The organism is Flavicella sp. IMCC45537 (genome assembly GCF_057197705.1).
The window spans coordinates 3,176,836-3,188,939 of record NZ_CM170067.1 but is presented as its reverse complement, the minus strand read 5'-3'; the positions used below and the strand labels follow the sequence as shown (position 1 = coordinate 3,188,939).

The following is a 12,104-nucleotide window of genomic DNA, read 5'->3' as shown; positions in this document are numbered from 1 at the left end:
CTTTTTTATTTTTAAGAAACTATTTAGCCTGCTTCTTTTTATACCTATACAAAGCATAACCAAGAGCCGCAACAAGTATATATGGAAATATCATTAAATACATAATTCCATCGTTAACGCCCTCTGCCATTCCTTGATCACCACTTTCTACAACAGCTTTACACATAGCACACTGTGCTTGAGCAAACCAAGTAGGCATCATAAGTAAAAAAAACAGACCTTTTTTCATGTCAACGTTTAAATGTAATAAGGTGAAATCATCCAATACACAACAACACCTGTTACTGCAACATACAACCATAAAGGAAAGGTATATTTCGCAATCTTTTTATGCAATTCAATTTGATTGGTTATTCCACGTACATACGTAATCAACACAAAAGGAATTACAGCTATAGACAACACTATATGACTTATTAATATTGCATAATACACATATTTCATAAAACCTTCACCTAAATATTTCGTAGAGTCTGAAGTCATATGATACAAAACATACAACACCAAAAAAACTAAGGAACAAGCAATGGCAATTTTCATTATCAATTCATGTTTCTTGATATCCCCCTTTTTTACTGCCAATACAGCCAAAACCAACAATAAGGCCGTAATTGCATTGATGCTAGCATAAATAGGTGGTAAAAATACAGGCAACTCTAAATCAATCTTCACTCCAAACAAAACTGCTACCGCCAACGGAATCGCAACTGACAATACCACAATCAACTTGTTATATTTTTTTTCTGCACTCATAACTTATTCTTCTAATAATAATTTAATATCTTCTTTTAACATCTCTATTGCATCAATATCTAAACCATCGTAAAACTTTATAGGATTTTCATTATCACCCATTTTAACTGTTCTTGAACGAATGTACCCCTCTTTGTCTACTAGAGCAAACAGACCAGAATGTTCAAAACCACCTTCTACATCATCATTTTTACCTGCGTATAGTTTGAAACCCTCATTAGAGAATGAAAACACTGCCCTTTCATCACCTGTTAAAAAATTCCAATTTTCCATGGTTGCTCCTTTTTCATCCGCATAAGCTTTCATCACCTCCGGTGTATCATGTTTTGGATTAATACTTATCGATGCAATTCCAAACTTTGGGTTGCCATAAAATTTATTCTGCAACAATACCGTGTTTTGCGTCATGATAGGGCAAATGGTAGGACAAGTCGTAAAAAAGAACTCAACCACATAAACCTTTCCCTCATAATAAGAATTCGATATTAGTACATTTTTTTGATTTACAAATTCAAAATCCGGCACTTTCTCAAATTTTACAAGCGATCTTTTTTGGGTTCTATTACCCAATTCATTTACTCCCCAGATTCCAAAAATCAAGATAATAAAAGCAACCCCTGCATAAGAATAATTATTCTTCATTTAATTCAATTTAGGTTCTTTAACAGCAAACTTAGATTCATAAAAAACAACTTTCAAATCTTCCCTCAACTTATTCTTTAAGACAGAAACTGATTTGGTATCATAACTATAAAGTAAACCCGAATCGGTGTCTTCATCATCCGTTCTACCTCTCAAATTCATTGATTCATCAATAATAAAAACCTTCTCTAAACCAACAGATGTATCATAAGATACCGAAGGAATACCAAAACTGGTTACAAGATCTTGAATCTGTTCTTCAGAAAGTACTAGATATTCCCATTTCGGCAAATCAACACCTCCTACTTTAGATAATTCCTTTTGAAGTCTCTCAATATTTTTTTTTCCTGACTTAGGAACAATAGTAATGACTTGAAAATTTTTATACTTCTCGGTACTTTTATAAATTACCTGATATAGATTCAATATATTTTGATAAGTCCCCACACTAGGCTCCTCCCCTAATATAGACAGCACTGATACTTTATTCCTAAAAGGAATTTCTCCCTTAAGATTAGAAACCTTTTCTGTTATGATAGGTAGTTTATTAAAATTCACTTTACCGGAAGCCAAAAACAAGAAGAACAACAACGGAACAATAAATGTACTGAACAGTATTATTATTTTTTTGGTCTGATTGGATTTTTCACTCATAATAGAATCATATCTTTAAGGGATCCAATACTTATTGAATCCAAAAAAAGGCGGATAAACCACCTTTTTCTTTTATTTTTTTACATACTAGGTATTAGTATTTCCAGTTTATGTAAGGTGCTAAAACATCATGTACATAACTTCCTTCGATAATTAGCAATGTAGCCAAATAAGGAATCAAAATAACTAATGGTAATACTATAGAGTATTTAAAATTCTTTTTCTCATCTCCTAAGTGCATAAAGTACCAAACAATATAGTAAGCTTTAACAATTGTCAAGATTAAAAATAAAGAGTTTAATAAAGAGGTACCTAAAAACTGAGTTGTAAATAAAAACTCTGGCTTAACAATACCTAATGCTACTTCCACAATTGTAATTGCAGAAAGTATTCCAAAAACTTTCCAAATTAATGCTTTATGATCTGCTGCGTTTCCCATTTTATATTTATTTATCAGATTCGAAAAAACGAACTGCTATATTTTTTATTAATTATTAAACTAGGTAGAAGAATGTAAATACAAATACCCATACTAAATCGACAAAGTGCCAGTATAAACCAACTTTCTCAACCATTTCGTAGTGACCTCTTTTTTCGTAAGTACCAATGATAACATTAAAGAAAATGATAATATTAAGTACAATTCCTGAGAATACGTGGAAACCGTGAAAACCTGTAATAAAGAAAAAGAAATCTGCGAATTGACTACTTCCATATTCGTTTACTTCTAGATTAGCTCCTTCAACAACTCTTGCTGCTTGAGATAAATATTTCAATCCTTCACTTCTAGAAACTATTACTTTCTTTTTAGTCTCAGGATCAATCTTCTCTATTCTTAAGTTTACATGAGGATTTGCTTTAAAAGAAGCAACCACTTCTTCTACTGTATAAGTAGGGTTTGCATCACCTGATTCAAACCACAAACCATTATGTCTTGTATGATCAACTCTTTCTTTAGGATGAGAAGTTACAAAGTCAGCTAAGGCAATTTGATGTCCATTTTCTGCAAATTGAACAATCTTACCATCTTTTAACTGAACCGCTCCATAAGAACCTTGAATGAAATTTTTCCATTCCCATGCTTGAGAACCAACAAAAATAATACCTCCAATAATTGTCAAGAACATGTAAAAAGTCACCTTTTTCTTATTCATGTTGTGACCTGCATCCACTGCCAATACCATTGTTACAGAAGAGAAGATCAAAATAAACGTCATCAAAGCAACGTAATACATCGGAGCGTGTGTCCCATGCATAAACGGAAAGTGAGTAAACACCTCATCTGCGATAGGCCAAACGTCAATAAATTTAAATCTTGTCAAACCGTAAGCGGCAAGGAATCCTGAAAATGTTAATGCATCAGAAACGATGAAAAACCACATCATCATTTTTCCATAACTAGCTCCCATAGGTCTTGTAGAACCACCGTCCCACGTTTTACCTTCATTTTGATCAGCAATATTTGCTCCCATAAATTTCGTTTAATTAATGTATAATTCTAATTAGTTGGCAAAAATAACAATTTTAATTAAGTATTAAAATAGAAAAAGCAAAATAAGCCTATCCATAATAAATCTAAGAAATGCCAAAATATTTCTCCTAGCTCTAACCCTAGAGTATCGTCCATTGTATACAGTCCTCGAATCTGCTTGTAAAACACTACTAATAAAGATATTAATCCTACCGCAACGTGTAAAATATGAGCAAAAACAATTACCATTAACATACTAGATGACACCGCACTTTTGGGTCCTGTAAAATACAATCCCATGTCTTGTAATTCATGAAATCCTTGAAATTGACCATAGACAAACCCTAATCCAAGGACTAAAGTGATCAACAACATGATTGTTGTCATTGTTTTATTCCCTTTTTTTGCAGTTTTCTTTGCAATAAAATAAGTCACACTACTCAATAGAATACAAATGGTACTCCATTGGAATGCAGTTGGCAAATCAAAACTCACCCAATCCTCTCTGTTACTACTAATAACATAAGCACTTGTCAACCCAGCAAACATCATAGTCATACTAACCATTGAAATCCACATCATCGGTTTTGCTCCTTTTCTTCTACCTTCTCTTAATTCTAAATCTACAGTATTGTCCATAGTCACTAATTATCTTTAATGTAAAAATTTATCTATCACATATATCACCTGCACAACCGTAATATACAATACGCTTGAAAGCATTAATTTTCTTGCCATTTCTCTGCTATGATCCTTCAACATCTTTACCGCATAAAACAACATACTTGCTCCTAACATGAATATCACCACAGCTGTTAATGGATATATATAAAAACTACCTGTTAACTTTAAAACAGGCGCTATAGAAACTAAAATCATAATAATTGTATAAAGTATGATTTGTCTTACTGCACCGTTGTCTTTTTTTCCCATTGGCAGCATATTGAAACCCGCTTTTTTGTATTCTTCATCTTGCAACCATCCAATAGCCCAAAAATGAGGAAACTGCCAAAAAAACTGAATCAAAAACAAAAAACCAGCTTCTACTCCAAAATTATTTGTTGCAGCAACCCAACCTAACATAAAAGGAATTGCCCCTGGAAATGCTCCCACAAAAACGCACAAAGGAGTGACAGGCTTTAATGGAGTGTAAACGCTTGTGTATAGAAAAATTGATATCGCACCAAACAAAGCACTCTTAGGATTAATAGAGTATAAAATTGCAATACCAAAAATTGTAAAACTTACCGCAATCACCAATGCCGTTCTCACAGACATTCTTCCTGCAGGAATTGGACGATTTTTTGTTCGCTTCATTAAGGCATCTGTATTCCTTTCAATAATTTGATTAAAAGCATTGGAAGCTCCCACCATAAAATACCCCCCTATGGCAAGTAAAAAAATCACATAATATGAAATGGCGTCATTATCAACTGCCAACAGATAACCTGCAACAGATGAAAACACAACACTCATAGACAAGCCCATCTTTGTAAGCTGCTTAAAATCACTCACCAACGTAGAAGATTTTTCACTTTGCTCTACTTCCTCAACAACGGATCCCATTTCCTTGAATTAAAATTTTTGCAAAGATATTTCTTTCTTACGTATTGACCATCAAAAATTCCAAAATTGATAAGCTCTAAGAAATATCAAGTACTCTTACTCTTATAAAAAACAATCAAAAACACTATAAAAGACAGTGATTCAGTTGATTAAAAAATATATTTATTTTTTGTTTTCTAGTAACAAATATCATGTATCTTTGCAACCGAATTTGAGCAATCAAAATCGCCACGCTCGAGTGGTGGAATTGGTAGACACGCTGGACTTAAAATCCAGTGGACTGTAAGGTCCGTATGGGTTCAAGTCCCATCTCGAGTACGAAGCCTGTTAACTTTTTGTTGACAGGCTTTTTTATTTTGCAGATTTTTCTTGATAACATTTAGTTCTATTTCTACCGTATAACAAGATTCCTTTTCAACATAAAACTACCCATATTTTACAAATTGTGCATTTAGTTTAAATATTTTACTTTTATACCAATCTTATTTTTGGATTTTCTTGATTCTATGTTCCTAAAACCAATTTCTTTTTTAACATCCTTGCTCTTTATATTATGGATTGACTTTAGTGGTTATGCACAATATTTTGAAAACGACTTGACATTTAACAAAAATCTTTTTGAAATAGCGAACAACAATGACATCAACCTAAGCGTTTTTACAGAGGATGAAACCCGAGGAAAAGTTGTGAAATTCAACAACAAAACGAATCCACTTTCTATCAACTCCCAACGCGATAAAAATATTTCTGTTGCTTTTTGGATCAAACCACAAAACATAGAACTACATCCAGGAACTATCTATGGAGAAGAAAATAATTTTTACCTGCGGTATCTCTCTAACCAACAAATACAGTTCAATCATTTCAACTTAAAAGACACAGAAACAAAAGCGGTTCTTTCTGAAAATCGTTGGCAACATATAGGCTTTACTTTAAACACAAAGGGTCGATTAAAAATTTTCTTGAATGGTGATTGTATTTTACAAGACAGCATCAAAAATAATTGGTGGAAGAGAAAAGGAAAAACCTATATAGGAACGGATAAATATGATATTAACGCAGAGGGGTTTTTAGACAAATTACAAACTTGGAATCGCGCCATTTCTGAAAAAGAAATGATGGAGGTTTACATGACTTCCTTAAAATCTCCAGCTATAGATTTTGCACTTAACCTATACCTTCCTCTTGAAACGAATCTTCAAAACAAAGCAGCAACAAAATCAAAATTATTAAGTGAAAAAAATATTTCCTTCGAAAGCGACAATAATGGAATTGGATCTGCGCTGTTTACGCATAAAACATCTTACCTAAAATTCGAAAATGTGAAGTTTGGCCATCAACAGACTATTTCTCTTTGGGTAAAACCTAGCGACAAAGATAGAATAATGGCTCTTGTAGGAAATAGCGATTTTTCACTTCGCTATTTACCAAAAACGGGCAAACTATGGTTTAGCGTTCCTTTAAATTATGGCATCTTAGCGAATCCTCCTAAAAATATAAACACCAAAGAATGGACCCATCTAGCCATATCTTTAAATTACAATCACCTCATTGATTTTTATATCAATGGAAAAAAAACAGACAGCAAACAGATTTATCAAAATACTGGAAAAGCCACTTATTTAGAAATAGGCAAAAGTTTCTGGAACAATTATTACGATGGAAACATTAAAGAAATTGCTTTATGGGACAGAAAATTATCAGATGCTGAAATTGAAAAAATCTACAAGAACAACATTGAAATTTCCTCAAAGCAACAGTACACAACAACTTTAACGATTTCTGTGATTATTTTAATCGTTTTTTTAACACTCGTATGTTTAAAGCTCTTTCGAAAAAAGAACAACCTCATCAACAAAACTAGTCAAATTTCAATCAAACCTGCAATTCACGAACTCCCTAAACTACCCTTAAAAAATGCGATCTATTTTTTAGAGAAGTTTAGAGCCTACAATGCTAATTCAGAAAATTTCTCAAATGAATTTGCTCCTACACTGATTAGATTATTTTTAATTATTTTAATCTACCCTAAAATTTTCAAACGTCATATCAGCTCTACCGAAATGTCTGAAGCCCTTTGGCCCAACGAAACAAACTCTCAACAAAAAAACAATAGAAGTACAAACATCCATAGACTTAGAGGTATTTTAAAAAATATTGAAGGACTCACATTAGAGTACAAGAATAAAACATGGCAGATTGAAGTTTCTGACGCTATTTTTATTGATATCCTTTCAATAGATCAATTATTTTCTCAATGGAATACAATTGAGCAGTTACACAAATTAACATTTGACAAAACTATTTACACGCATAATTTTGATTTATTATTAAGACCACTACAGGATAATTTAACATCTAATGTTCATAAAAACATTAAAAGCTGTATCCTCAATAAAGACTGGAATAAAATTATTTATTTGGCAAAACTATGGCTTACGTTAGATTCCCTTTCTAAACCAGCTATAGAATACTTGATAAAAGCGCAAATAACGACACATCAAAACCAAAAAGCCCTCTCTTCCCACAACAGCTTCTGCAAGAACCATCTAGATTTACTAAACAAATCTTTTGATGTAGAATTTAGCTCTTACACCCCATACCACTAGAGAAAGTAAAAATAATCTGGTCAAAAAAAGCTAAAAAAAGACGCGAACTTTTGAAATAAATTTTATATTTGCACTCGCATAAAAAATGCGAAAGTAGCTCAGGGGTAGAGCATCACCTTGCCAAGGTGAGGGTCGCGGGTTCAAATCCCGTCTTTCGCTCCATATCATTCCAATGCTCGAGTGGTGGAATTGGTAGACACGCTGGACTTAAAATCCAGTGGACTGTAAGGTCCGTATGGGTTCAAGTCCCATCTCGAGTACGAAGCCTGTTAACTTTTTGTTGACAGGCTTTTTTATTCAGTTTAGTTAACACAGAAAACACTTGCATTACATTAAGAGTCGGTTTTTTAAAACACAAAAATTCATACTCCCTAAGTTTCAAAAAATCAAAAATCTTGAAAATTTAAGGAACTGCAGTAATTTCCCAAACAGAATGTTCTTGATTTTATTCAAAAAAAAGGTAACTTTATAGCCTATTACAGAATTCCCAAAAACTACGCATTTCATGAAGTTACATCTTGAAAAAATTCCAGTTATAGAAGAAATCACAAAAAAAGAATTTGTAGAAAATTATCTTAAAAAACAACGACCTGTTGTGGTAAAGAAATTTTCAAAAGACTGGCCTGCGTATAAAAAATGGAATCTCGATTATATGAAAGAAATTGCAGGAGACAAACAAGTTCCTCTGCATGACAGTAGACCTATTGAGGCTAAAAAATTCAATCAGCCCCATGCCTATATGAAAATGAATGAATACGTAGACTTATTAAAAGAAAAACCTACTGATTTTCGTATATTTTTATGGAATATTTTAAAAGAAATCCCTTCACTTCAAAAGGACTTTGAATATCCTGATTTAGGAATTTCTTTCTTAAAAAGTTTGCCTACTCTATTTTTTGGCGGTTATAAATCATATACCTATATGCATTATGATATAGACCTAGCCAATATTTTTCACTTTCATTTTGAAGGTCAAAAACAATGTATTTTATTTGACCAAGAACAATCGAAATATCTATACAAACTACCCAATACGTTAAGAACTCATAGTGATATTGATTTCTCTAATCCCGATACTGAGAAATGGCCAGAACTAAAAAATGCAAAGGGACATATTGCAAATTTAGAGCATGGTGACATGCTTTATATACCTGAAGGTTACTGGCATTATATGAAATATATCACACCTGGTTTTTCTATGAGTTTAAGAAGTATCCCCAAAACACCGAAATACTTAGCCAAAGCCGTTTACAATATTGCTGTAATGATGCCCGTAGAAAATATAATGCGACGTACCATGGGAGAGAAATGGATTGCTTGGAAAAACAATCATGCTGAAAAAAAATCTTACGCAAAAGTCTAATCCACTATTCGAAAGGTAGCTTATCAATTTCAGTGATTTTATTTTGCTCACCTTTTTCTACCTTAAAAAATTGAACATTTTTCACTTCAACTATTTTTACATAAAATACACCATCAGAAAAATCTGATAAGTTGTAATTTTTTTTATACGAATAGCCTTTTGCAAGAGTTTCAGTAAATAAAAGTCCTCCCTCACCATTTTGAAAAACAACTTGGATGGCATTATTTACCGCCGAGGCTTTTAATAAAATAATATGTGATGCTCCTTCTTTAAATGTCAATGTAGGCTTTGATCTTGCTTGAACAGATTGCGTTAATCCTGCAAAAAAAAGTATGGTAAGAAATAAATATTTTTTCATAAGACATTTATAAAACTAGGTTTCCTTCACAAAACTAATACATTAGATTTAAGTTCCAACAAAAGTTAGCAAAAAGATAATTTCTCAGATTCTATCCTTTTCAATTGTACTTAATTTGAGGGGTAAAAAAAATTAAATATTTTTTACACTCAAAAAGCTTTTATATGAAACAAATGTTATATATTTGCACCCGAATTAAATCACTCGCTCGAGTGGTGGAATTGGTAGACACGCTGGACTTAAAATCCAGTGGACTGTAAGGTCCGTATGGGTTCAAGTCCCATCTCGAGTACTAAACCTCCTAACATTTTGTTAGGAGGTTTTTTTATTTTAGAAACTATTTTGTTTTCCCATAAAAAAAGGATAACTCAATGCTTATTTACAAACTTTCCTTTATAGTAGCCTGAATAAGTCTTCCCATCTTTTCTAACAAAAGAAAAATTAAGCTCTATTTGATTGTCTGAGATTTTTTCAATGCTTACCGTGGTGCTAGTCGCATTCAACTCAAGATCTTCATCAAACAACAAAACTGTTCCATTTGAATATTTCAAATCTTTAAGCCTACCATTTACTTCAAGTTTATAATCCAAAACATTAGAATACATCTTTTGTTTCAAACTTGTATCTAAAATATCAAAATACAATTGCGTTACACCGGTTACCTCATTGCCACTTTGAATTTTAGAATCCGATATATTAAAAAATCTAAATCCAATATCACTTGCCGTATTATTTTCTGTATTTTCATCATGAATCCACAACGTTTCAAATTTGTGAAATGTTCCGTTAATATGGATGCCATTTCTAGACTCTTCCATTGTTTCTTTTTTTCCACATGATGCTAAAACAAAAAGCATTAGCATTACTAAATAAAATTTAATTCTTAGGTATTTCATCTTTTTATGTTTTTTAGTTGTTATTAGTAACAGTGTAAAACCTCCCGAAAACCCCTAATTAAAAATCAAATTTTTCAAACTTTTTTAGGACTTTGATTTTAACAATCACTAAAAACATAGCAAAACACTATACTCATACTATAATTTGAACATTTGTTCTAGCATCAACACGTTATGTTTTAGTTTTTGTTAGATGCGTAGCAACTCTTTTCAAAGGACGAACTGTATCTTGCTAAAGAAAATATTAAAACAATACTATTGTGAAAAAAATCTTTATCCTAATACTTCCTATGCTATGCATGAGTATTCAAGTATCTGCTCAAAAATCGCCAAATATTATTGTTGTTCTTGCAGATGATGTTGGGTCTGGTGATATTTCAAAATACAGGAGTCTACATTCAGATGCCATCAAAATAGAGACACCAAACATTGATCAATTAGCAACAGAAGGAATGTTTTTCACAAATGCTCACGCTCCAGCTGCTTTATGTGCAACCTCAAGATATGCGATTATGACAGGAAATCATAACTATAGAAGCCCGTTACCATGGGGTGTATGGAGTGGATATGCAGAAAACGTGTTTACACCTGAAACATTAACTCTCGGAAGACTGATGAAAAAAGCAGCTTACCAGACTGCATTTATCGGAAAATGGCATTTGGGAACAGATTTCGGAAAATATTCCAATGCAAACGAACCTTATAGAACCAGAAACAAAAATAAAATTGACCTTGATTTAAACATTGAAAAAATTATTGGAGGTGGACCAATGCAAAATGGGTTTGACTATAGCTTTACCCTCCCGTCGGGAATTCAAAATGTACCCTATGCAGTTTATGAAAACGACCAATGGTTCCCTTTGTATAAAGATTCACAAATTGGAATTATTAATAAAATGTATATGGAAAACCTCGGCCTAAAACTTAACAAAAACCAAGGCCTAGGGGATTCAAAATGGAACCCTAAATTAATAGGTCCACTTTTAGCTAACAAAGCGGTATCTTATATTTCTAAAAAAGCGAAAGAGGACAAACCTTTCTTTATGTACTATTGTTCGCAAGCAGTACACAGTCCACACACACCTGCCGACGAACTTAACGGCATCAAAATCGCAGGTACAACTCCTTCAAAACATATGGACATGATTAAAGAACTTGATGTTCAGATGGGAATGTTAGTTCAAGAACTTAAAAAACAAGGAATTTATGAAAACACAGTATTTATCTTCACCTCTGACAATGGAGGCTTACATATAGATGGAGATACCTGGAATGCAAGACACGAACCTAGTGATATTTACAGAGGTTGCAAAAATGATCCTTATGAAGGAGGTAGTCGTGTTCCATTCATCGTTTCTTGGCCAAAAGGAATAAAAGGAAACGCACAAACTAACAAACCTGTATTAGGACTAGATATTTCTGCAACCATCGCAGCAATTGCAGGAATAAAACTAGAAGATGATCAGGCAATCGATTCATATAATTTACTACCTATTTTACAACAAAATAAAAAAGCCAAAACCCATCCCTATGTGATGCTTCAAGGAGGGTCCGCAAAACAAACTATGATTATTGAAAACGGCTGGAAGTTAATTATCCAATTTGACAAAAAAGATAAAACGGATCAAACCAGAACTCCTGTTGCCCTGTTCAATTTGAATAATAATGTTAGAGAACATGAAGAATTAAACCTTATCTCTAACAAAAGATACCAAAGAAAAGTAAACTACTTATTAAAAAAATACAATGATACTAGAGATGGTAAAAAACCAACTGGTAATCACTTTTAATT

At 32.6% G+C, this 12,104-nt stretch carries 13 protein-coding genes and 4 tRNA genes; 7 read left to right on the top strand and 10 right to left on the bottom strand.

The genetic code is table 11. The annotated features are described in order from the left end of the window. Window positions 1-19 precede the first annotated feature (19 nt). The 8 genes from AC2DGP_RS12870 to cyoE all read right to left on the bottom strand — a co-directional run bounded on the left by AC2DGP_RS12870 (window position 20) and on the right by cyoE (window position 5,086). The gene (locus AC2DGP_RS12870) at window positions 20-229 is read right to left on the bottom strand and encodes a hypothetical protein (protein WP_484490465.1); all 210 of its coding nucleotides are present in this window, start codon (window positions 227-229) and stop codon (window positions 20-22) included. Between the two features lie 8 nt (window positions 230-237). Continuing rightward, window positions 238-753, bottom strand: coding sequence for a DUF420 domain-containing protein (locus tag AC2DGP_RS12865; RefSeq protein WP_484490464.1), 516 nt, complete (start codon window positions 751-753; stop codon window positions 238-240). Window positions 754-756: 3 nt separating this feature from the next. Continuing rightward, window positions 757-1,395, bottom strand: coding sequence for an SCO family protein (locus AC2DGP_RS12860; RefSeq protein WP_484490463.1), 639 nt, complete (start codon window positions 1,393-1,395; stop codon window positions 757-759). Continuing rightward, entirely contained in the window at window positions 1,396-2,049 is a 654-nt protein-coding gene (locus AC2DGP_RS12855) for a hypothetical protein (protein WP_484490462.1), read from the bottom strand. 94 nt (window positions 2,050-2,143) lie between these two features. Then, complete coding sequence (locus AC2DGP_RS12850) at window positions 2,144-2,488, bottom strand: cytochrome C oxidase subunit IV family protein (protein WP_300325091.1); 345 nt, start codon at window positions 2,486-2,488, stop codon at window positions 2,144-2,146. 55 nt (window positions 2,489-2,543) lie between these two features. Further along, complete coding sequence (locus AC2DGP_RS12845; RefSeq protein WP_484490461.1) at window positions 2,544-3,521, bottom strand: cytochrome c oxidase subunit 3; 978 nt, start codon at window positions 3,519-3,521, stop codon at window positions 2,544-2,546. 56 nt (window positions 3,522-3,577) lie between these two features. Then, complete coding sequence (locus tag AC2DGP_RS12840) at window positions 3,578-4,159, bottom strand: cytochrome c oxidase subunit 3 (RefSeq protein ID WP_484490460.1); 582 nt, start codon at window positions 4,157-4,159, stop codon at window positions 3,578-3,580. A gap of 15 nt (window positions 4,160-4,174) precedes the next feature. Further along, a complete protein-coding gene (gene cyoE / locus AC2DGP_RS12835) occupies window positions 4,175-5,086 on the bottom strand; it encodes a heme o synthase (protein ID WP_484490459.1) in 912 nt (303 codons plus the stop codon). 232 nt (window positions 5,087-5,318) lie between these two features. Between cyoE and AC2DGP_RS12830 the strand changes: the two genes are divergently transcribed. From AC2DGP_RS12830 to AC2DGP_RS12810, 5 genes are all read left to right on the top strand, one after another. Beyond that, window positions 5,319-5,404: transfer RNA gene (locus AC2DGP_RS12830), tRNA-Leu, on the top strand. 221 nt (window positions 5,405-5,625) lie between these two features. Beyond that, window positions 5,626-7,695 (top strand): LamG domain-containing protein, encoded by a 2,070-nt coding sequence (locus AC2DGP_RS12825; protein ID WP_484490458.1) that lies wholly within the window; start codon window positions 5,626-5,628, stop codon window positions 7,693-7,695. 87 nt (window positions 7,696-7,782) lie between these two features. After that, window positions 7,783-7,857: transfer RNA gene (locus tag AC2DGP_RS12820), tRNA-Gly, on the top strand. 12 nt (window positions 7,858-7,869) lie between these two features. After that, window positions 7,870-7,955 (top strand) — tRNA-Leu (locus AC2DGP_RS12815). A 245-nt stretch (window positions 7,956-8,200) separates the two neighbouring features. Beyond that, on the top strand, window positions 8,201-9,058 hold the full coding sequence (locus tag AC2DGP_RS12810) for a cupin-like domain-containing protein (RefSeq protein ID WP_484490457.1): 858 nt from the start codon (window positions 8,201-8,203) through the stop codon (window positions 9,056-9,058). A 4-nt stretch (window positions 9,059-9,062) separates the two neighbouring features. Here the strand turns inward: AC2DGP_RS12810 and AC2DGP_RS12805 are convergent, their stop codons facing one another. Next, on the bottom strand, window positions 9,063-9,416 hold the full coding sequence (locus AC2DGP_RS12805; RefSeq protein WP_484490456.1) for a hypothetical protein: 354 nt from the start codon (window positions 9,414-9,416) through the stop codon (window positions 9,063-9,065). A 206-nt stretch (window positions 9,417-9,622) separates the two neighbouring features. On the opposite strand from AC2DGP_RS12805, the gene AC2DGP_RS12800 reads away from it, so the two are divergent. Continuing rightward, window positions 9,623-9,708: transfer RNA gene (locus AC2DGP_RS12800), tRNA-Leu, on the top strand. A 76-nt stretch (window positions 9,709-9,784) separates the two neighbouring features. On the opposite strand, the gene AC2DGP_RS12795 is transcribed toward AC2DGP_RS12800, so the two are convergent. Further along, window positions 9,785-10,312 carry a hypothetical protein gene (locus tag AC2DGP_RS12795; protein WP_484490455.1) on the bottom strand — a complete coding sequence of 176 codons (528 nt, stop codon included), beginning with the start codon at window positions 10,310-10,312 and terminating at the stop codon, window positions 9,785-9,787. A 260-nt stretch (window positions 10,313-10,572) separates the two neighbouring features. On the opposite strand from AC2DGP_RS12795, the gene AC2DGP_RS12790 reads away from it, so the two are divergent. Further along, window positions 10,573-12,102, top strand: a complete 1,530-nt coding sequence (locus AC2DGP_RS12790; RefSeq protein WP_484490454.1) for a sulfatase family protein — start codon at window positions 10,573-10,575, stop codon at window positions 12,100-12,102. Window positions 12,103-12,104 lie beyond the last annotated feature (2 nt).